Source organism: Rhizobium sp. KNZ14-9A (genome assembly GCF_056755015.1).
In genome coordinates, this window is sequence record NZ_JBPGXB010000001.1 from 542,262 (window position 1) to 562,700 (window position 20,439).

Sequence of the window (20,439 nt, forward strand, 5' to 3'; positions counted from 1 at the left end):
CATGCAAAAGACGATCCATGACATCAGCCTTCTTGGCGGTCATCCGGCGCTCGACTTCGTGAATACAGTCGATAGTCGTGGTGAATGTTGGGGTCCCGAATTCCTGAACACCTACGACGACCTCGTGGTTTGGGCCCGTCGCGCTGATCTGATCGACGACAAGGAACGCGATGTCTTGCTCGCCAAAGCCGGCAAGCCGGGCTCCCACGCTGAAAATGCGCTTGAGCAAGCGAAGGAATTGCGCGAGGCCCTCTGCCGCCTGTTTCTATCGGAATCCAATGTAATCTCTATCAGCCAGAACGATCTGGAGCTTGTTGACGGCATGGCCCGCCGGGCACTGGCGCAGCAATCACTCGGTTGCGCTGGAAGCAAAATAGTGTGGCATCGCGCGGACGCCAGGGATCTGGCAGCCATCAGCAACCGTATCGCTCAGATAGCGACTGACCTGTTGACCTCGCGAGAGGGACGGCGTCCTATACGCGCGTGCGAGGGGCCAAATTGCGGCTGGCTCTTCCTGGATCAATCTCGTGGCGGTCACCGGCGATGGTGCTCGGACAAAACCTGCGGATCGCACGCAAGGGTGCGCAAATTTCGGGCTGCCCGGGCCGACTGATCAAGGCCAGGCAGAGCAGATGCCTTTTCGGCTGCACAACCACAAAGTCGCCAGATCATTTGCCGATGTCGAAGACCGCGGTTATCCTGATCCTCCCGCAAGCCTTTATAGGATGCGTGGCGCAAAATCGCGTCGCCGGTCCAGCCGCGCAACTCGATCTCGGCAATGAGCGTCGGCTGCGCGAAGACCAGGTCCTTGCCTTTGAGTGGCAGGACTGGGTTTTTGTCCTGAGTTTGTCGAGGGTCGCCTGAGATATGCCGAATCCTTTTCTTTGAACCCAGTTCCGACGGAGCCGACGGAGACCCAAGCGGAACCGCCGCGGCCGGCAAGGAGCAGGCTTCCGATGCCGCTGCGCGCCAATTTGCATTGCTCGCAACCGATGACCATGAAGCTCTCACTTTGCACGCACTTAACTTCAGGCAATCGCCGTTGCGGCCCAAGCGGTAGGTACTGTCGCGGCGCTTGGCGATGATACCTTCCAGCCCGATTGCGCACGCATTCTCCAGCAGCGTGGTTCCATCGCCCGCAACTTCCACCGACGGCTGGATCGCGCCACCGGCGCCGTCGGGCGCGAGCGACAACTGCCCGCGCCAACCCAGAAGTGGCGGCCAAGAGAGCGCCGAGGATTCAGAGGCGCGCCGCTTTCTCGAAAAGACGCCCGAGACGTTCGGCAAAGGCACGAGGATCTGTCGGCTTATCGCCATCGAGAATGCGGGCCTGGTCGAGCAGCAGCTGCGCCGCGTCGCCTTTCAGCGGCGAATGATCCTCCAGGTCGGCGATTGCCTTGATCATCGCGTGGTTCGGGTTGATTTCCAGGATCGGCTTGGCAGTATCCTGGAGGCGACCGGCGCTCTGCAGGATCTTCTCCATCTGCCGGTCGTAACCTTCGTCGGAGGCGACGAGGCAGACCGCGCTTTCCGTCAGGCGAATTGACGCCCTGACATCGGCAACCTGGTCGGCAAGCCTGTCCTTGACAAAGGCAATGAAGGTCTGGGCACCGGCGGCCGTCTCCGGTGGTGGGGCCTTTTCGTCGTCGAGCGCGGGAAATTGCGACAGATCCGCGGCGCCCTGCGTAATCGACTTGAACGTCTTTCCTTCGAATTCCGGCGCGTTCATGACCCAGAAACTGTCGATCGAGTCCGTCAGCAGTAGCACTTCGACGCCTCGCGCGCGGAAACCCTCCAGCTGCGGCGATGCCTTCAACTGTTCCAGGCTGACGCCGGCAAGATAATAAATGGCGCTCTGTCCATCCTTGGCGTCCCGCACATAATCGGCAAGTGAGCGATATCCATCCGAGGAAGCAGTGGTGCGGAAGCGTGACAAGGCCAGAAGCTGGGCACGCCGCTCGAAATCTTCGTAGATGCCCTCCTTCAATACGGCGCCGAAATTCTCCCAAAGCGTGAGGAAGGTATCCCCTTGGCTTTCGGCAAGTTTTTCGATCGCCGTGATGACCCTGTTAGCGACACCCTTTTTTATCGAGGACAGGACAGGGCTCTCTTGGATCATCTCGCGCGAGACGTTGAGGGGTAGGTCGGATGTGTCGACAAGGCCGCGCACGAAACGAAGGTAGCGGGGCAGGAGTTCGGCATCGTCGGTAATGAACACGCGCTTGACGTAGAGTTTCATTCGGCCCTTGCGGTCAGGATCGAACATGTCGAAGGGCTGCGAGCCGGGAACGAAAGCAAGAGCGGAATATTCATGTCGGCCTTCTGCACGGAAGTGCACGGTCAGCGCCGGATCGTCATATTGGCCGGAGATTCCGCGATAAAAATCACGATACTCATCCTGACTGACGTCGTTTTTCGATTTCGTCCAGAGTGCGCTGCCATCGGTGATCCGTTGCGCTTCGCCGCCGGGCTTGTCGACAATGCTGATTGCGACCGGCACGTGGCCCGACTGCTCCTTGACAATCTGCTCGATGGTCCGCCGGGACGTATATTTCTTCGCCTCCTCCATCAGATGAAGGAGAATACGAGTGCCGCGTGCGGGCGCCTGCGCAACATCGACGGGGCTGACGCTGTAGTTGCCTTTACCGTCGGAAGACCACAGCCAGGCCTCGTTCGAGCCGGCCCGACGCGAGACGACGTCGACGCGCTCGGCTACCATAAAACAGGAATAGAAGCCAACGCCGAACTGGCCGATCAATTGAGCGCCTTCGGCCACTTTGCCGGCTTCAAGCTGTTCCATGAAGGCCCGCGTACCCGACCGGGCGATGGTTCCGAGCGCTTCAACCAGCTCTTCCCGGCTCATCCCGATCCCGTTGTCCTCCACGCATAGCTGTCGATGCTCCTCATCGAGCGACAGAACAATGCGGCTCTCGGGATCGGATCCGGAAAGCGACGGCGTTTCGATCGACTCGTATCGCAACTTTTCGCAGGCGTCGGCGGCGTTCGAAATCAGCTCGCGCAGGAAGACGTTCTTGTCCGAATAGACCGAGTGCACCATCATATGCAGAAGGCGGGCGACGTCGGCCTCAAAGACATGGCTCTCAGCGGGCGTTTCTGCGGCGGTCGGCATGTGTGCGGCTACTCCTTCATATTGAAAACGGCGTCGATGAGTTGGCAAAGTCATGCGCGAATTTCAAGGGGAGGATCGGCGATCAGCCCGACATGCGCGGCGATTGTCCCGCTCAAGGACGTCTGGTCGTGATAACGCTGCCGGTTCTACGATCGCCTATGCGCCGCCGGCGACACCATTGCCACGAAACGGTCCCCCATCCGCGCTTTGTCGTGGTTGCATATTTTGCTCGCCCGACGAGAACGCGATAACGCGAGGTCGGAGATCTAGAGGCTGATCTCATCCGTTATCGAATGTATGGTCGGAGTGCGCCTTTTTGCCGACATCAACAGGTCCAAATCGATAGAAGACGGCCCGAATTTGGCAAACAAGTACTTGGCCTCCGGGCAAGCAAGCTCGTATTTCTGCTGAAATTCAGCAAGCGTGTAGGCGTGTCCGCGCAACTTTTTGCGCCGCTCGACGGCTTTGCGAATTCATTGTCTCCGGTGGCCGGATAATGACGACTGACAATCTTCAGGGTGGCTGGTGCGATACGACGGGGGACACCATGCTCCGCGAACAGACACGTATCAATCACCTCGAGCGCTTGCGTGAAAGCCTCTATCCGGAGTTTGCCGCATCGTTGGAAACTCCATTCCCCTGATCCGCGGCTTCACGGTCGCTATTCATGGCGCCGCCCAGCTGGATTGTCGCGAAATCACGATCCTGCGCCGTGGATGCCCTGGCCCGGAGAGTGGAGCGCAACTGTGATCGGTGGACTGCGCCAGCTTCTCACTGCCTACTCGGAGCCCGACAATCATGTCGGGCTCATTTTTCCGGCTTCGTGGATTAGCGGGCTTCATCCACTATTGCTGGCCGCTACCTGCTAGGCGTCGTCGGTGCGTTTGGGGCATTGCCCCCCGTCGGCGCAACCGGTGTCGCCGGGGCGGGGACGGCCGTCGGCTCTGCCTGATTGGTGGACGCGGTCGTTTGCGGATCAGTGCCCGGCGTCCCGTAGTTGTAATATGCAAATCCTGCGATGGCGATGAATGCTATCAAGATGATGAAAGCCCAGGGTCCGCTGCGGCGGCGGTCGATCGGGGTTGTTCGCAGGTCAGCATCCCGGTCGGGGCGGCCGAGGGGATCATTCGGTGTAAATACCATGGTGCATCCTCCATTTGTTGCAGAGAGAAAAGCATGTGGCGCTCTTTTTGTTCCAGCGATGGGACGACCGGTAGCTGAGTGCCGACGGCCTGCAGTTGCAGCTGTCGCCCGGGATGTTCTTCATCCTAGGGACGAGGTCGTCGTGTTTCGCAGCATGAGGCGACGACGGGCATTTGGACGGTGACGGGGATGTCGACGCCGAAGCGATGACCAGATAACGTCGTAACGAGCAGGAGCGCAAACCGGTCAAAATGAGCCGTCACTCAGCCGCGGGGTGGGATCGTCGCGATATTGTTAATGGATAAAATTCGCGAAATTGACGATGCTGCTCATCGTTGGCTTCGTGGTTGTCGGCCTTGTCGGCCACGCCGAGCCGTGCGCCTCTGTTACCTCTTGAACGCTCGTAGACCCTTCACAATATCTTATCGTCAGGATCATTGGTGGCTTGTAAGGAGGACAAGATGCCGCTGAACGATGTTCCATGGAGTCGGCCGGTCAGGATCCGGCTTCAGTGTGGTTTGGACCGCACATTTGCAGGCACATACGATGCCTTGGATTTCCTAGAAAACGAATGGCCATTCCGTTACGGCCAGCGACATGACCGGGCAGTTAAGTTGTGCCGGGGAGCGCTGAGTGGCGCGATACCCGCTGTGCTTGCTCGCGACGCATTCGTTGGCGCATGCCTTGAAGCCGGCATGCCCACCGTAGCGGCGGGACCGGACGGGAAATCCACGGTGTTTCCCCGGCGGCTTCCTCATCTGGCTTTTTCAAGCAGATAACGCCGGGGAGGATGCTGGCGGCCGCAACGATGCTTGGCGATTCGGGCTCGCGCGGCGACAGCGGGGATTTAGATGCGCGAGAGGCGCCCTCACGCGCCTCTTTCAAAGCCGAAGCTAATACGTCGACGTTGCCAGCTTCGATCCGCTAGGAATGGCCAGCGCGGCAAGGTTCACGTCCCGCCGCTACGCCTTCACCTTTTCCTGAGTGAAATTTGCCCGCAAACCAAGAACACCCCAATGACGGTGCGAGATCCTGAAGCGTCGAATTTGTCGTCGTTCAGGACGGTGCGTATCGTCGTCAAGACGAATGATCTGTCCCCTTGCCGACAGATCCATTTGGAGACCTCTCCGCGGTATCGCCCCGGACGGATCACCGCGGGCATACCACCTCGCCCTGGAATACCCAGTTACGGCCTGTTGGCGAGAGACTGACGGCCAGCGCAGGCCAAGCCGCCAGGAGTCTAGTTGGGTGGATCAGCCCGTGATAGCGATTCGCTTGATCTGCGACTGCGCCTTCTCTTTTCGCCAAGGCCACCGGTTAGAACTCCGTTTTGAAACGGGCATCGACCTGTTCTTCGTTGGGCTCGAGCCTGAGCGGAATGCGCCGCTCGAACATTCCCCGAGATCGTGAGTTCGGCGCAGTGTTGCGCTGGCCGACCAAGGCGCCTCGTTAGGCCGAGTCCGCAACCTCGTGGTCAGAATCTCTCCATTCTACATCCAGAGGTGCGCTGATCAGGCAACGCAGGCCACTCTCGTCATACGCAAGTTCTGCGCGGCCGTTGAGCTGTCCCGACGACATTGCCTCGATCAAGCGCGACCCGAACCCACGCCGTGAGGGGGGTCTAACCGGAGGGCCACCGCTCTCACTCCATAGCAGTCTCATGAAGGGGTCGGGCGAACCTTCCAACTTCCAGGAGACTGCAATTTTGCCAGACTCGGCCGATAAGGCGCCGTATTTGGCAGCATTGGTGGCCAACTCATGCACAATGAGCGCGATCGCGACCACTGCTTTGGGCGAGATACTGATATCCGGCCCACTGATGTCGACGCGCTCCGTCGAGTATGCTGACAGCGCTTCTGCGACCACCCGTCGAAGACTTGCGGCCCCCCAGTTGCCATGGGTGAGCAAATCATGGGCTCTCGCCAAGCTTTGCAGCCTTGCGTCGAAAGCCGCCCTTGCTGCCTCGATATCCCGCGCGCCCGCAAATGTCTGACGTGCGATGGCCGCAACCGTTGCCAGGATATTCTTGACCCGATGGTTTAACTCGGCGATGAGAACCTCCTGGACCCGCTCGGCTTGTTTGCGCGCGGTAATATCCCTGGCGATTTTCGAGGCGCCGACGATACTGCCATCCGCATCATAGATCGGAGATACCGTAAGGGAGACCTCCAAGAGTTTTCCGCTCTTATGGCGCCTGATCGTCTCGTGGGTCTCGATACGCTCGCCGGCCCTGATGCGGGCGATGATGCGAGCCTCCTCGTCTACGCGATCGTCTGGAATAAGAACTGTCACCGGCTGACCGAGAATTTCGCTGGACGAATAGCCGTAGAGCTTCTCGGCGCCATCGTTCCAGTCGGTGACCATCATAGAGAGATCGATGCCGAGAATTGCATCTTCAGAGGAAGCAATGATCGATGCGAGCCGTTTGAGCGTCGCCTCGTAGCCGACCCGGGCGGTCGTTTCGCTGACGATACAGAAGACCGCGAGAACCTTGCCGTTTTCATCGGATACAGGGGAATAGGAGATATCGAAATAGACCGTTTCAGGCCTGTTATGCCTCTCGATATAAAAAGGCCTGTCCTTGGCAAAAACGGTCTCGCCAGTCTCCAAAACCTTGCGCAGCAGCGGCTCCAAATCATCCCAGAGCTCCGTCCAGTTTTCTTTTGCCGGCCTGCCAAGCGCTGCAGGGTGCTTTGTCCCGATGGTCGGTGCGTAGGCGTCATTATAAATGGCGATGAAATCAGGTCCGCAGAACATGACGATCTGAGCACGGGAGGGAAGCGCGATATCGACTGCGCATCTGAGCTGGATCGGCCAGGACGATATCGGTCCAAGGGCGGTGCCTGCCCAGTCGCAATCGCGAATGATCGCGGCCAGTTCGCCCTTGTTGGACACGGCAGGATTATTTTCGCGCATAAAAGTCGCCTCGGTCTTTGTGTCACTTTTGAAAGTTCGCGAGCAGCAAGTCAACGGCAGAAAAGGTCCAAAACCGGCTCGTCTGCATATCGATGGGCGCGATTGTAAGTCCAAGATGAAATTGGGAAAAATTTCGCGCGCGGCCACTGGAAACGGTAAAGAGCAGCACTAGGTCAGATCTCCTAAAACAACGATCACCATTGCATGCAGGATATCAAGCGAGACCCAAGGAGGCTCGCACCGAACAAAGATCGCCTCGTCAGCAGCGGACTATTGGGATTGAACGAAATCTTTCGAGGCGACGATCCCGCATCCCAACCGGCATATGACAGCCGGCGGCTTCGGGATCCGGAAGACTGCCTCAGCACAGTCATTGCGGCCTGGTTTGAAGGCCTGAAGCCCGTAAATGCGGACGAGGCGATCCTTCTGCTGGGGGCGGCCGAATGAACCGATATCGACCTCCCGGTTCCATGGACGGATTGAATGCCGTTGACGGGCTGTCGATGCGGAGCCCTTGCTGCTCATCCTCCCCAGGTTTTTCCGAAAATTGTTAAACTGTAGCGACTACTCTAACCTGCGGGTCAGAGGTCGCGTGAAAGGCTGGCAGGAGAAGAGTATCAATGATCCGACTGGTTTCCTGTATTACCCAGCATAACTGGCCTCTATTGCTTGTCGCAGGCTCCGTCCTGCCGGCCTATCTGACGCATTGTTCCTGAGATCATCATCCTTGTTGTAATCGGTCGGCTGTTTGGCGAGGCGATGGTTGGGATCGGGCAGCCGTCGATCATGGGGCCGATCACTGGTGCTATTCTCCTCGGCCCATCAGTCGTTTGGGCTCGTATTGTCCGATGCGCGATCGGCGCTATTTTCAACGAGCGACGCAGCCGCCGACACCTTGATGGAAACTGCCGATCGGTCATGCGTATTCACTGGACCCTAGCCGCCAGAACAACGGCGGCACTGGCTTTGGATCGGCGGCAGACGATGGATGTGAAGGTGGTGATCTAGCCGAAGGCCACAGTCCTCGAGGCCGCTGGAAGGCCGACTTCATCACCAACGCTGGAGGGGGCAAATGGCATTTCGAGATTTCCAGCTCATGACCGTCCATGTCGGTGCCGGTCCTATCCGTCTGCGTGTTGGTGGGAGCGGTCCTGCCATCGTTCTCCTGCACGGCCATCCACGCACGCACATGACATGGGGGAGGGTCGCCGATCTTTTGTCGTCATCGTTTACCGTCATATGTCCCGACGTTCCCGGGTTCGGCCGCTCATATGTGCCACCGGACGCTGCTGACAGCCGGCACTCCTCGAAGGCAGAGAAGGCGATTGCTCTGGTAGAACTCATGAGACGATTGGGCCACAACGAGTTCTTCGCTCTTGGCCACGATCGAGGCAGTCTCACGGCGTTCCGCATGGCTATGAACCATCCGGAAGTAGTTCGAAAGCTAATTGTCGTCGATTGCATTCCGGTTCTCGAACACCTCGAGCGAGCAGATTGGAAGTTCGCCAGAGACTGGTACCACTGGTTTTTCTTCGCCCAGCCAGAGAAGCCCGAGAGAGTGATCCTGGCCGATCCCGAAGCATGGTACGATAGTCTTTCGCCAGACCTGATGGGTGAAGAAGCCTACGAGGATCTACGCAAAGCGATTCATCGGCCGGAGGTCGTTCACGGCATGATGGAGGACTATCGCGCCGGGATTTGCATTGACCATCTCCACGATAAAGCAGATCGCGACGCAGGTCGCAAAGTTATCTGTCCGATGCTGTGCCTGTGGTCGGCTCGGGACGATCTTGCAAAGATTTACGGCGACCCCGTTGCGATCTGGCGGGACTGGGCGACCGACGTCCGTGGTTTCGGTATCGAAAGCGGTCATCACGTGGCCGAGGAGAACCCCGTCGATCTTGCAAGGGCGGTCGCCACGTTTCTTTCAGAATAAACTTCTGTCAGGTTGGTATTTCAGCTGAAGCCCAGTGCGGTCCGCCTGATCGGCCAAACGACGGTCAATAGACGCCTTTTCGTCAACATGTTCCCGATCGGCCTTCGATCGCATGAACCCGGTAGTTGGAGTTCGGATGGTGCTTGGAGACCTGACAGCAAAGCCCGCCGTCGATCGGCGGGCCATGAACTTTGCGACCACTAACAAGTCATCAGGCCATTTGGCCGGATGTCACTGGCCGTCGGTGTCCGGGCAAGCGTCGCTTACCGACGCACCGCTATTGCCTGCCTGGGTATCGACTGTGCCAGGAGCAGCTCGGGCAGGACAGTTTGCGCGGTTGACGGCGCCCGTTGAGTTCATGGGGCCGCCGACAGTGCTATTCGTTGAGCCGGGGTCGATTACGACAGGGCCTGTCCCTGTGTTGTTCTGCATGTCGCCATTTGCGCCGCCGCCAGCGTCTTCACCCATGGTCTTATCGCCTGCCATATTATTCGGCGTCGGGTTGGACTGAGCATAGGACAGGGATGTTGCCATGCCGAGGGCGAGCAGTGACGCAGCTACGAGTTTCATACGCATTATCTTGTCCTTCAGGGTCATCGTTTCTCTCACGGCAGCTAAACAACGGCTGATGGCACATGTTCCAATGCGGCAGGTCACGAAAGATTTATGGAACCTCCTATTCGGCGTGTTGAGGTCAAGCGCTATCGAGCCTTCCGCTTTCAGCGGTATCCGACATCGTTCACGGGCCTCGCTTCTCTTCGGGATCGCGTCTTTGCCCCTCCCATTAGGGGGTCAGTAGAATGAAGTAGAACAATTTAAGACGCGTCTTGGTCGGTAAGCCCGATCGGTACAAGTTCCATAGCGGCCTCACTTCATTCATCGTCCCGTGAAGGACATCGTTCCACCGGCTGCCAGTCCGCGGTCCGCATCCTGGCCAGCGGCAGGCAGGGAAATTTCATTGTTGCGGCCGGGTGCTCAGTACCCGGGTACCTTGGTCCGGGATACCCCCGGACTGAAGTCTTATACGAGGAACAGCTAAAGGAATCGGGGTGTTTAGTGTGTGGCGGCGCCAAGAGGCAATCACCGAACTTGGTGAGAGAATGATCTACGAGATCTCAAAACTGTGAGCTTTGCCTTACCGATCACCACGCCCTGGTGGCGACGGCTGTGAAGCGTGTCGAACTGCCTTGGAGAGGAACCATGCGTCTACTCATCGTCGAAAAGGAACCGGCACTTGCTCTCGCGATCGAGGGTATCGCGATCGCCGAAGGATTTGAAATCGCCGGTATTGCGACAAACACTTCCGAAGCGATAGAGCTTGGACCGGAGGCGGATGCCGCGATCATCGACGTTCGGCTTGGTGACGGCCTTACTGGCCCCTCCATCGCACGCGCGCTGTTTGCTGGATTCGGACTGGGCGTCGCCTATCTATGTGCTGATCCTGACATCTTCGAAGACGCGAAAGGAGGGGCCCCCATCAGCCCCGAAAGAATAAGGAAGGCGTTATCCCTGGCGGCAAAAAGCGCTCGCGAACAAATGCTTCAGGATCGGTCTGGGCAGACGACATAGAACGATCCGCCGGATTTAGTTGCTCACGATCTGGATCGTCGAAGCTGCGTCCAATAAGACGGTCGATGCTGCATCCATCCTCGTTTAAAAGGCTCGTAGGACCGTGTTCGTCCAAGAAAAGTCGATCGGCACTTGATGCGAGCACTTATACGCCGTCTCAGAGCCCCGGAATTCACGAGTCGGATTGGGTCGGCGGGCGGAGGCGAAAACAGGCATATTTTTCTGTTACAGCTCTTGAAACGGAAATCGTGAAAAACCAACTCAACCTCGGCCGCCGCTAATGATGGGCTGGCTCCGCTGGAAGAAATAGCGTCCGGCATCTGTACCCATGTTTCTTCAAGGAGGATATGGCTATGGCAGCATCTTACGACTATGCACCCCTCTTCCGCTCGAGCGTTGGCTTCGACCGGGTCTTCAATCTTCTCGAAAACGCCCAGCGTGCCCGCTCGATCAGCGACTGGCCGCCCTATGACATCGTCAAGACCGGTGACGACCATTACCGCATCTCGATCGCCGTGGCAGGTTTTGTCCAGGAGGATCTCGATGTCACCTTCCAGTCAAACCTTCTGACCGTGACCGGCAAGAAGCAGGAAGCAGCAAACGAAGACTACCTCCATCGCGGCATCGCCGGCCGACCGTTCGAACACCGTTTCGAGCTTGCCGATCACGTGCGGGTAAGCGGCGCTAATCTGAGAAACGGTCTCTTGTCGATCGATCTTGTTCGCGAGATCCCCGAGGCACTGAAGCCGCGCAAGATCTCTATCGAGGCCGAATCCGCATTGGCGCAAGCGGCCGCTCCGGCGCAGATCGAAGCGCAGAAGGTTGCCTAACGCTTCCTGCGAGGAGGGCGCCGCTGTGACGGCGCCCTCAGGACGTTCCAGGTTGGGAAGGAGGGGATCATGAAACCCGATATGTTCAAAAAGCCTGTGTGCATTCTTGTCGGCCTCGGATTTCCGGCTGAGGTTCGCGGTGTGATGGACGCCTACCGGCATCTCGTCGAATGGCCGGTGTCGTTGAGGGACACTGCGCATTCCGTTGCATTCAAGGCCTGCAGTTCCGCGCTCCGAGGCGAGACAGAAGCAGAGACCGCGCGCGGCCTGTTTGCCGCCTTTGCCGAAAAACATGATATGTTGGCGCCGGAAACCGACCCCATTGTCGCGTCCCAGATCCAGTGCGACAGTGATCCGCACGTGCGTTGATGTCGACCGATGGGTGACAGTACCTTGGCGCATGCCAGCGAGTGGGATCGTGACTGCAACATCCGTTCTGGCGCGAAAAGAAGGCCCGTTTCGGCCGCCAGGCGAGGTAGTAATGGCATCCGACCTTTTCGTCGAGGACAAGCGGACAATTCTCGCTGTCTGAGCGTCGGCCTTTCGAAGCCGCCGCTCAGGCATGTTCCTGCGTGCCGGCGACTTGGCTACGACGAATTCGATCAGTTGTGCTGTGACTTCGGCAATGTCGCCGGTGTCGGAGATGGATACCCGTGTCTCCATCGTCGTTGGATAGACACCGCGCTTCAAATTGGCTGACCGCACGCCATCAGACCCCGCCGAACGTACCGCGTCTTCGACAGCAAGTCAGGATTGCGACTTGCCTAGGGACCGGCTGCCGGGGCGACCTGCATTTGCGAAGGTGCGGACCTGTCCGATTGTCCGGCATCTGATTTCAGGTCGGTCGGATGCTCGTTGTTAGAGGCCGTCGGCGCCTCGGGTTGTGCAGTCGAACCCGTCGTGTCCTCTCCGATACCCGGGTCCACGTCGATAGTCCGATCGACCTTGGTATCCGTCGAGGCTTGCGTGTTTCCCAAAACCTGGTCCGTGCCGATTGGCTGGGGCGTGACCTTGCCGTCAGAGGAAGCAACGCGCCAGACCATATTGCCGGCATCATCAGCAATAAGGAGCGCACCCGTACCGTCGATCCCCAGGCCGACCGGGCGTCCTTTCGCCTGATCGCCTTGGATAAAGCCCGTGACGACATCCTGCGCTTTGCCGGATGGCTTGCCATGCTCGAATGGCACGTACACCACCTTGTAGCCGTTGAAGCTGTCGCGGTTCCAACTGCCGTGCTCGCCAACGAAGGCGCCGTTGGCGTATGCGGTTGGAAGCGCGGAGTTCATCGAAAAAGTCAGACCGAGCGCTGCGACATGGCTCGACAAGCCATAATCGGGTGGGATCGCCCTTTCGACCAGATCGGGACGTTGCGGATGCACGCGCGCATCGACGTGATTGCCATAGTAGCTCCAGGGCCACCCGTAGAAACCACCTTCCCTCACCGATGTCATGTAATCAGGAACGAGGTTCGGCCCGAGTTCGTCGCGTTCGTTGACCACCGTCCAGAGCATCCCCGTCTCAGGGTTGAAGGCGAGCCCATTCGGATTGCGCAGACCCGATGCGAAAACGCGCGCGGCACCGGTCTGGCGATCGACCTGCCAGATCGCTGCGCGGCCTTTTTCCGCCTCAAGCCCGTTCTCGACAATGTTGGAATTCGAGCCGACCGAGACATAGAGCAGCTTCCCATCCGGGCTGAGCGCCAGATCTTTTGTCCAATGGTGGTTTATCGGACCCCCGGGCAGTGGGGTCAGGACCTTTGGCCGGCTGGTGATCTCATTCTGCCCAAGCTTATAGGGATAGGCGAGAATAGCGGAGGTGGAAGCGACGTAGAGCGTGTCGTCGATCCAGGCGACCCCGAACGGCGAATCCAGTTTCGTCAGAAGCTCGTGCTTCTCATCCACTGTCCCATCGCGGTTCGTGTCACGCAGCAATGTGATGATGTTGCTTTCTTTCTGCTCGCCCATGTTCCCATGGGCCATCGACATGATCCAGCCCCGGATGAAATCCTTCGGTCGTGAGGTCGTTTCCGCAGATGGTCCGCGCGACTGAATCACCAGCACATCGCCGTTCGGCAAGGTATGGACTGTCCGGGGATTAGCCAGGTCCTTTGCATAGGCTGTAACAGTCAAGCCATTCGGCGCAGCCGGTGCCTCGCCATCCTGCCACCCAACGACCTTCGCCACTTTCAATTGCGGAAGCAGCGATGGGGCCGGATCCGGAAGGATCGGGTTTGGACCGATCTGCTTCGAAACGTCAAATCTTCCACTTTCGGCGTAAGCTGCGGGGCCGACCACAACAAATAGCGTCAAAACGGACCCGCCGAGGATTTGGGATTTCTTCATCATATCCTCCAAGCCAGCCTGCCATATTTGCGGGCGGACAGTGCTACGCAAATCAGGCACAACAGAAATGTCGCAGCTGAAAGCGCCAGTCCATAGGGAACCACTGCCGTCCAGCCATCGCCGGCATGCACAAGGCTGTTGGCAAAAGCGAGCGCCAGTATGATCAAGTAGAGCAGACAGGACAGGACGGGAGGCCGCAGCGGACGGGTGCGGGGACGCATCAGATCCATCAACCCGGCGAGGATCGCAAGCGCGCCGAAGACCAGGCCCGTCAGCAGCAGCCATGCGGAGAAGTTCTGCCACATCAGATTGCCGCTCTGCCAGAAGGCGATATCGGTGGCTTGTGCAAGCGTGAAGCACACGAATGGAAATGGCACAAAGAGCGACTGTATCGGATAGGCGGCTGCGTCTCGATCAGTCGGAGAAAATATTGCCATGGATGCTCCGTAGAATGAGAGCTTTAAGATGCTTATCAAACTACGTCGACGGGAGATGGTTCCGACCCCACGTGTTGGTGCAACAACGGGCACGAGCGGCGTTGGAGTACAGGGCGGAACGCGAACAAGAAGGAGATGAAGCAACCGCGGAGGTCTAACGTGCTCCACGGCGCAATCCTTCCTGCGGTGGAAAACGAGTTCGCGAGCACGATGTTTCAACCGGCCGAACTTGCCTGCGAAAACAGGGAGTCGTCTCAGTTGGCCGGCGCGCCGCCTTGCCAATAGGACGTGCTGCGCGTTTCCATTATTCACTGCACTATCGTCGCTCATCTACGCAACCTGCGACCTCCATGAACTTGCTGCGGGTCCTGGAAGTCGGGTCCGTTCACAAACTCGCGGGGTTCATCCGCCTTCTCATTGCCGGGATCCTCTCGCGTTCCAATCACCGTCTTCAGCGCGGTTTCCGGACAGCGGATGTGGGAAAGCGGCGCGGCCGAACGTTTTCGTGGACGTGACACGTTGTCAGACACGTCTCGGAGGACCCGCGCCGCAATCCCATTGAATGACCGTGTCGGAAACAAAGGAGCTCGCGCCGCGTTATTGGTCCATCTCTTCGCAAGCGTGGACGCATGAAAAGCCATTCAACGAAAAAACTCGAAGGTGATTTGCCTTCCGCATCGTCGGAGGCGGCCTACGGCGATCGCAAAGAACTGGCAGCCATCGCCTTCGAGCGCACCAGGATGCCGATGGTCGTCACAGACGCGCGTACACCCGATCTGCCGATTGTACTGGCAAACAAATCATTTCTCGAACTGACAGGCTACAGCGCCGAGGAGGTGCTCGGCCGCAACTGTCGTTTCCTGCAAGGGCCTGCGACATCTCCTATAGCTGTTGCAGAAATTCGTGCAGGCATAGCCCACGAGCGGGAGGTCAACGTCGAGATCCTCAACTACAAGAAAAACGGCGAGCCGTTCTGGAATCGCCTGCACCTAAGTCCAATCCACGGCGACGATGGACGGATCCTGTATTATTTTGGATCTCAAATCGACATGACAGAGTATCGCCGCGTCGAAGCCCTGGAGGCCTCCGAGCACCGCTTGCTGAGGGAGGTCGATCACCGCGCGAAGAATGTCCTGGCGATAGTCGATAGCATCGTCCGCCTCAGCAATGCAGATAACCCGGCACTTTATGCCGCCGCGATCCAACATCGCGTGCAGGCGCTTGCCCGTGCCCACGCCTTGCTTGCTGAGCGAAGATGGACAAGCATTTCCGTTGAGGAACTCATTCGTCAACAAGTGGCGCCGTTCGCAGCGGCCCGCGCTTCATTTAGTGGGCCGGACATCAGGTTGCCGGCATCGATCGTCCAGCCACTTGCGCTCGTTTTCCACGAACTCGCTGTCAACGCAGCCCGTCATGGCGCCCTTGCCGTCGAGCAGGGCACACTTTCCATCCGTTGGAGGCCGGGGCAGTCGGGCAGGGGCCTCAGCATCCGGTGGCAGGAGACCGGCGCCGACGCTCCGTCTAAATGGACCAAACGAGGATTTGGTACCGTGATTGTCGGTGCGATGGTCGAAAAACAGCTCAAGGGGCGCCTTGAGAGAAACTGGCTCGATGAAGGGCTGTGAACCGCCCCGGATTTACCGGAGACCCCAACTCGTGAGAAGTAGGGTCTATGGCAAGCAAGACGACGAACAAATTCTCTCCTGAAGTCCGCGCCCGTGCCGTTCGAATGGTGGCGGACCATGAAGCCGAGCATCGTTCTCGATGGGCGGCAGTATCTTCGATTGCGGCCAAGATCGGCTGCTCGGCGCACACACTGAATGAGTGGGTGAAGAAGGCGGAGGTCGATAGTGGCAAGCGGGCAGGCCTGCCGAGCGATGTGGCCGAGAAGATGAAGGCTCTGGAGCGGGAGAACCGCGAGCTACGTCAGGCCAACGAGATTTTGCGCAAGGCGTCGGCATATTTTGCCCAGGCGGAGCTCGACCGCCCACTGAAGCGATGATTTCCTTTATCGACGAACACCGCGCGGTGCTCGGGGTCGAGCCGATCTGTAGACTGCTGCCGATTGCCCCGTCCACCTACTATGAGGTCATTGCCAAGCGCAGGGACGTGGGCCGCTTATCGGCCCGCGAGCGGAATGATATCGCCATGAAAGTCGAGATACGCCGGGTGTTCAACGAGAACTTCCAGGTCTATGGCGTGCGGAAAGTCTGGCGACAGTTGCAGCGAGAGGGTTACGACATCGCCCGCTGCACCGTCGCTCGGCTCATGAGGGCGATGGGCCTTCAAGGCATCATTCGCGGCAAACCCGTCAAAACCACCGTGTCCGACAAGGGCGGACCATGCCCGCTCGATCGCGTCAACCGCCAGTTCAAGGCTCCAGCGCCAAACAGGCTGTGGCTTTCCGATTTCACGTATGTGGCCACTTGGCAGGGCTTCGTTTACGTCGCTTTCGTGATCGATGCCTTCGCCCGCCGGATAGTCGGCTGGCGGGCGAGCCGGACCGCTCATGCGGGTTTCGTCCTCGATGCTCTGGACCAGGCGCTTCATGATCGGCGGCCCGTCCATCGCGGCGGGCTCATTCATCATTCCGACCGCGGTGTTCAATACGTGTCCATTCGCTATTCCGAACGACTGGCAGAGGCGGGCATCGAGCCCTCCGTCGGAAGTGTTGGCGACTCCTATGACAATGCTCTGGCCGAAACGATCAACGGTCTTTACAAGGCCGAGGTCATCCACCGGAGAGGACCCTGGCGCAACTTCGAAGCCGTGGAGTTTGCCACCCTCGAATGGGTCGATTGGTTCAACCACCGGCGTCTTCTGGAGCCCATCGGGAATATCCCGCCAGCCGAAGCCGAACAACGTTACTACGCCATGCTGGATGCACCAGCCATGGCCGCATAACTTAAACCAAACGGTCTCCGGCAAAGCCGGGGCGGTTCACTGCTTATCGACATTGAAATCCCAACGGCGGAGTTGACCACCTGAGAACGGCTTACTTGGCAGGTGAAAGCAACGTCGAACCCAGGGTTATCAAATGCGTAGCGTTAGAGCCTCTCCTGACCGGACGAGGCTCTTCGCGTATCACTTGTTCATCGCATCCTTGAGCGCCTTGGCCGGCTGGAAGGTCAGCTTCTTTGCGGCCGCAACCTTGATCGTCGCGCCGGTCGAGGGATTGCGTGCTTCACGCTCCGGCGTCGCCTTGACTTTGAACTTGCCAAAGCCCGGCAGCGAGGTTTCGTTGCCGGCAAGAGCTGCCTCGGTGATCGAGGCGAGGACCGCCTCGACGATCGCCTTACCCTGTACCTTCGTCAGACCGTGTTCGCCAGCAATCTTGTCTGCGATTTCGTTGGTCGTCGTCATGTCGTTCTCCGCATCGTCGTTGATGCGCAATCCCTGACACCGACCGCGTCCATTGTCATGGAGGCGACACCGGCGATGGCGCTCGTTCAGCGAGATTTCCACAGTTTCCAGTCGATCCGTCGCCTCTGGCGTGCTTGTTCGTGCCAATTTCAGAAAATGAGGCAGATAGCCGGGCTTCTCGCGTCACCCTTCAGTCCATCGATCCGTCAGCTCCTGATTTTCGTTCATTCCTCCATCGAACTCGTCCGCTTATCTCATCCAACCGGACGGCAGTAATTTTCAGTGATAGGGTCGGCAGTTCATCGGACTGACGGGGCGAGGTGGTTGGCAAACAGCTGAACTATCGTCAATAAGTTCGAAATAATCTTCAACGATTATTGACGGCGACTGATATGGTCGAGCGACTTTACTAACCGCAAGGATTTACCGATGGCAGATGATCCGAACCCAACCCCTGCAGTCGAGACCGCGTCCGCAGATGCGTCTTCGAAGACAAGAGAAAAGAAGACGCGAGCGCCGCGTAAGCCCAAGACCGCCGCTGAAGCGGTTGCCGATACGTCGGTGAGCGCTCCGGTCAAAAAGACCCGCGGCCCGGCGAAAAAGACCGCGGCGCCCACGGCGTCCGTTGCCCCGGCGGCGACCGCAACCGTCACCAAGGCATCTGTTCCTGCAAAGAAGCCTAGGGTTTCGAAGGCTCAGCCTGCCAAGCCTGCGCCGCAGGCCGTCGAGGCCACCCCGCCGGAAACCGACGGTTTTGCGGATCTTCTGAAGCTCGAAGAAGAGAACCAGAAGCTGCGCAAGGCGCTCTCCGACAAGCTCCGCGCTGAGAACGCCGATCTGCGCAAAAAGCTCGGATTGGTTTGATCATCAACAAACCGGTCCACCGGGCTTGATCTTGTTTTATGACGAAGGACCGGGCTCGCATTGCAAGCCCGGTCTCCGGCTCGGTACTATGGCACTAAGAAAACGAGTCGGGAGGTGGTGATGAGATCACCGTGGAAGCTAATCAAGGACTTTGCGTCGCGCCATAGGGCGACAGAAGCGAGTGCACCGGCCGATGAAATCGTGGCGATACCCGATCCACGAGCAGAGGAATACCGGCAAGATCCAACTCTGCGGACGGAAATAGAAGCCGTAATCGAATCTGAGTTGACCGTTTATGAGAACGAAGCGCGTGAACGGTCGGGTTCAGCTGGTGCGGCGGCCGAGCCACCCGCTCGGGTGGACCAACCCGATCCTTTGGTTGGCAAGCTGTCAGAAGCCAGCGCTTTAAAGGTTTATGACCAACCTTTGCCGACCGCAACCGTCATCGCAGGTGAAAACGGCGCGGGAGTTCCGCCGGGCGGTACAAAAAAGCAAAGGGCAAAGGCTGCTCGGACGCGGGAAAATCGCGGGGAACAATCTAGCGTCACACAAGCGGCCGGAGAGCCAGCGGCGGAGAAAAAAACGTTCCTCGATGAGGCCATTGAACTGGAACTCGAAATTAAGGATCTGCGATCGCAGCTCTCAGCAAAACTGCTTGAGCAGAACGCACATTTGCGTCGCCTGCTCGAACGCTATGACGACAAGTGAGCCATCGGACCGGCGCAGAACGGCAGGCCGCCTTCAATCTTTACGAGCGATGTTTGCCACCGACATCCGCGACGTCCTATCTCCGGAAACATAGGCGCTCCGATCGCCCATGACATGCGCGCCGGCGGATACGCTATTGCCTACACCGACCGGGTGGCCGCGGAGTTTCCGCATGCCAGGTGGTTGGAACTCTCGTCGGAACATAGGATGCGGCCTGCACCGACACCTCTGGGCCGGCGCGGCAACGCATTCAATGGAGGCAAGCAGAGGGCGTTGCCCCGCCGCCTGCCTGTCGAAAAGGCCATTTCGTGCGCGTTTTATCAGTATCGGCGCTACTCCGACGTTCTCGAACCCTTGAGGCCACAGACGGCCGTGGAACTCATCGAATTGCCGGCATTGACCGCTTTGTCGTTGCCAGTGAAGGTCTATGGATCACCCGGTATCGAGCCTCAACAAGGTTGTAGATGCCAAACGCGGCCAGACCTGCTGCGGCAGCGAAATAAAGAATGGCCCCGTACGGGAGCTGCCGGACCCAGGCCATCGCGTCGCCCATACTTCCAGCCTGTTCCGGATCGACCCGAAATCCGGCATAAACGAAAAGCATGCCTGTCACAGCGAAAACGACGCCGCGAGAGACGAGACCATAGATGCAGACGGCTCTAAGAAAACCCTTGCTGACGGCTGGAAGGCGCAGATACCGCTCGAATTTCCCCGTAATGCCCTTTGAAGCCGTTATAGCGCCGCCGCTGACGAAGCCGAGGCCCACCGCTACGGCAAGATAAAAACCGAACGGCTGTGACATGATCCAGTGGGCAAGCCCCTTCTCACCAGCGCCCTCACGCCCGCCAGAAGGAAAAAGGGCATGTCCGAGCGCGTAGCTTGCCAGGGCGAGATAGGTCACTGCGCTGCCAAGCAATGCGAGCCGGATGGCCATGGCTTTCGCTCCGAACCCATGACCATCTGTGTCGGCGACGGACTGGGCCAATCTCCAGGCCACAAACCCCAAAAGACCCAGACCGATCGATGCCACCCAGACCCGGCCTAGAGGCTGTTCCAGAAGGGTCGCGAGGGCCGATTTCGTTTCAGGGGCCACACCGGAACATAGGGCTAGCCCGGCGACAAGAAGGAAAACGATACCCCGTGCAACATAGCCGCACTTGGCAAGCATATCGAACCGAGATTGGCGGATCATGGCGGATGG

General features: G+C 58.6%; 20 protein-coding genes, 1 pseudogene and 1 other annotated feature. Of the genes and pseudogenes, 12 read left to right on the forward strand and 9 right to left on the reverse strand.

Translation table 11 applies throughout. From position 1 onward, the window contains the following. Nucleotide 1: 1 nt before the first annotated feature. Entirely contained in the window at nucleotides 2-613 is a 612-nt protein-coding gene (locus tag ACR9ZQ_RS02860; protein WP_310384698.1) for a CGNR zinc finger domain-containing protein, read from the forward strand. On the opposite strand, the pseudogene ACR9ZQ_RS02865 reads toward ACR9ZQ_RS02860, so the two are convergent. Both ACR9ZQ_RS02865 and htpG read right to left on the reverse strand, forming a co-directional pair. Further along, a pseudogene (locus tag ACR9ZQ_RS02865) lies at nucleotides 535-1,000 on the reverse strand (ATP dependent DNA ligase). The gene ACR9ZQ_RS02860 and the pseudogene ACR9ZQ_RS02865 sit on opposite strands and share 79 nt — an antisense overlap. Nucleotides 1,001-1,240: 240 nt before the next feature. Next, nucleotides 1,241-3,130, reverse strand: coding sequence for a molecular chaperone HtpG (gene htpG, locus ACR9ZQ_RS02870; protein WP_481426809.1), 1,890 nt, complete (start codon nucleotides 3,128-3,130; stop codon nucleotides 1,241-1,243). Nucleotides 3,131-3,626: 496 nt separating this feature from the next. On the opposite strand from htpG, the gene ACR9ZQ_RS02875 reads away from it, so the two are divergent. Continuing rightward, a complete protein-coding gene (locus ACR9ZQ_RS02875; protein WP_310384693.1) occupies nucleotides 3,627-3,773 on the forward strand; it encodes a hypothetical protein in 147 nt (48 codons plus the stop codon). Nucleotides 3,774-3,988: 215 nt separating this feature from the next. Here ACR9ZQ_RS02875 and ACR9ZQ_RS02880 read toward each other — a convergent pair whose 3' ends face one another. Next, nucleotides 3,989-4,273 carry a hypothetical protein gene (locus ACR9ZQ_RS02880; protein WP_029868566.1) on the reverse strand — a complete coding sequence of 95 codons (285 nt, stop codon included), beginning with the start codon at nucleotides 4,271-4,273 and terminating at the stop codon, nucleotides 3,989-3,991. A gap of 461 nt (nucleotides 4,274-4,734) precedes the next feature. Here ACR9ZQ_RS02880 and ACR9ZQ_RS02885 point away from each other — a divergent pair, with 461 nt between their 5' ends. Beyond that, nucleotides 4,735-5,052 (forward strand): DUF982 domain-containing protein, encoded by a 318-nt coding sequence (locus ACR9ZQ_RS02885; RefSeq protein ID WP_481426810.1) that lies wholly within the window; start codon nucleotides 4,735-4,737, stop codon nucleotides 5,050-5,052. 670 nt (nucleotides 5,053-5,722) lie between these two features. Here ACR9ZQ_RS02885 and ACR9ZQ_RS02890 read toward each other — a convergent pair. After that, entirely contained in the window at nucleotides 5,723-7,189 is a 1,467-nt protein-coding gene (locus tag ACR9ZQ_RS02890) for a sensor histidine kinase (RefSeq protein WP_310384749.1), read from the reverse strand. 204 nt (nucleotides 7,190-7,393) lie between these two features. On the opposite strand from ACR9ZQ_RS02890, the gene ACR9ZQ_RS02895 reads away from it, so the two are divergent. Together ACR9ZQ_RS02895 and ACR9ZQ_RS02900 are read left to right on the forward strand one after the other, a co-directional pair. Then, nucleotides 7,394-7,636 carry a hypothetical protein gene (locus ACR9ZQ_RS02895; RefSeq protein WP_481426811.1) on the forward strand — a complete coding sequence of 81 codons (243 nt, stop codon included), beginning with the start codon at nucleotides 7,394-7,396 and terminating at the stop codon, nucleotides 7,634-7,636. A gap of 625 nt (nucleotides 7,637-8,261) precedes the next feature. Beyond that, a complete protein-coding gene (locus ACR9ZQ_RS02900; RefSeq protein ID WP_481426812.1) occupies nucleotides 8,262-9,125 on the forward strand; it encodes an alpha/beta fold hydrolase in 864 nt (287 codons plus the stop codon). A 231-nt stretch (nucleotides 9,126-9,356) separates the two neighbouring features. Here the strand turns inward: ACR9ZQ_RS02900 and ACR9ZQ_RS02905 are convergent, their stop codons facing one another. Then, nucleotides 9,357-9,701 (reverse strand): hypothetical protein, encoded by a 345-nt coding sequence (locus ACR9ZQ_RS02905; RefSeq protein WP_029868648.1) that lies wholly within the window; start codon nucleotides 9,699-9,701, stop codon nucleotides 9,357-9,359. A 624-nt stretch (nucleotides 9,702-10,325) separates the two neighbouring features. On the opposite strand from ACR9ZQ_RS02905, the gene ACR9ZQ_RS02910 reads away from it, so the two are divergent. From ACR9ZQ_RS02910 to ACR9ZQ_RS02920, 3 genes are all read left to right on the forward strand, one after another. Further along, nucleotides 10,326-10,694 (forward strand): response regulator, encoded by a 369-nt coding sequence (locus ACR9ZQ_RS02910; RefSeq protein ID WP_310384686.1) that lies wholly within the window; start codon nucleotides 10,326-10,328, stop codon nucleotides 10,692-10,694. A 353-nt stretch (nucleotides 10,695-11,047) separates the two neighbouring features. Then, nucleotides 11,048-11,524, forward strand: coding sequence for an Hsp20 family protein (locus ACR9ZQ_RS02915; protein WP_481426813.1), 477 nt, complete (start codon nucleotides 11,048-11,050; stop codon nucleotides 11,522-11,524). A 69-nt stretch (nucleotides 11,525-11,593) separates the two neighbouring features. After that, nucleotides 11,594-11,893 carry a DUF982 domain-containing protein gene (locus tag ACR9ZQ_RS02920; protein ID WP_481426814.1) on the forward strand — a complete coding sequence of 100 codons (300 nt, stop codon included), beginning with the start codon at nucleotides 11,594-11,596 and terminating at the stop codon, nucleotides 11,891-11,893. Between the two features lie 395 nt (nucleotides 11,894-12,288). On the opposite strand, the gene ACR9ZQ_RS02925 is transcribed toward ACR9ZQ_RS02920, so the two are convergent. Both ACR9ZQ_RS02925 and ACR9ZQ_RS02930 read right to left on the reverse strand, forming a co-directional pair. Next, nucleotides 12,289-13,866, reverse strand: a complete 1,578-nt coding sequence (locus ACR9ZQ_RS02925; protein ID WP_481426815.1) for a PQQ-dependent sugar dehydrogenase — start codon at nucleotides 13,864-13,866, stop codon at nucleotides 12,289-12,291. After that, nucleotides 13,866-14,303 (reverse strand): DUF2231 domain-containing protein, encoded by a 438-nt coding sequence (locus tag ACR9ZQ_RS02930; RefSeq protein ID WP_310384679.1) that lies wholly within the window; start codon nucleotides 14,301-14,303, stop codon nucleotides 13,866-13,868. Before ACR9ZQ_RS02930 ends, ACR9ZQ_RS02925 begins: the two co-directional genes overlap by 1 nt. Before the next feature lie 629 nt (nucleotides 14,304-14,932). Between ACR9ZQ_RS02930 and lov the strand changes: the two genes are divergently transcribed. Both lov and ACR9ZQ_RS02940 read left to right on the forward strand, forming a co-directional pair. Beyond that, nucleotides 14,933-15,928 (forward strand): blue-light-activated histidine kinase, encoded by a 996-nt coding sequence (gene lov, locus ACR9ZQ_RS02935; protein ID WP_481426816.1) that lies wholly within the window; start codon nucleotides 14,933-14,935, stop codon nucleotides 15,926-15,928. A 47-nt stretch (nucleotides 15,929-15,975) separates the two neighbouring features. Continuing rightward, a protein-coding gene (locus ACR9ZQ_RS02940; RefSeq protein WP_112904619.1) for an IS3 family transposase occupies nucleotides 15,976-17,207 on the forward strand; the annotation gives its coding sequence in 2 pieces (ribosomal slippage) (nucleotides 15,976-16,267 and nucleotides 16,267-17,207; 1,233 coding nt in all). Beyond that, nucleotides 16,260-16,376: a sequence feature (AL1L pseudoknot), on the forward strand. It overlaps the preceding gene by 117 nt. Nucleotides 17,208-17,387: 180 nt before the next feature. Here the strand turns inward: ACR9ZQ_RS02940 and ACR9ZQ_RS02945 are convergent. Continuing rightward, on the reverse strand, nucleotides 17,388-17,666 hold the full coding sequence (locus ACR9ZQ_RS02945) for an HU family DNA-binding protein (protein WP_310384674.1): 279 nt from the start codon (nucleotides 17,664-17,666) through the stop codon (nucleotides 17,388-17,390). A 429-nt stretch (nucleotides 17,667-18,095) separates the two neighbouring features. On the opposite strand from ACR9ZQ_RS02945, the gene ACR9ZQ_RS02950 reads away from it, so the two are divergent. Next, nucleotides 18,096-18,530, forward strand: coding sequence for a hypothetical protein (locus ACR9ZQ_RS02950; RefSeq protein WP_310384673.1), 435 nt, complete (start codon nucleotides 18,096-18,098; stop codon nucleotides 18,528-18,530). A gap of 120 nt (nucleotides 18,531-18,650) precedes the next feature. Next, nucleotides 18,651-19,238, forward strand: coding sequence for a hypothetical protein (locus ACR9ZQ_RS02955; protein ID WP_481426817.1), 588 nt, complete (start codon nucleotides 18,651-18,653; stop codon nucleotides 19,236-19,238). 379 nt (nucleotides 19,239-19,617) lie between these two features. Here ACR9ZQ_RS02955 and ACR9ZQ_RS02960 read toward each other — a convergent pair whose 3' ends face one another. Then, a complete protein-coding gene (locus ACR9ZQ_RS02960) occupies nucleotides 19,618-20,430 on the reverse strand; it encodes a DUF1206 domain-containing protein (RefSeq protein ID WP_481426818.1) in 813 nt (270 codons plus the stop codon). Nucleotides 20,431-20,439: the final 9 nt, after the last annotated feature.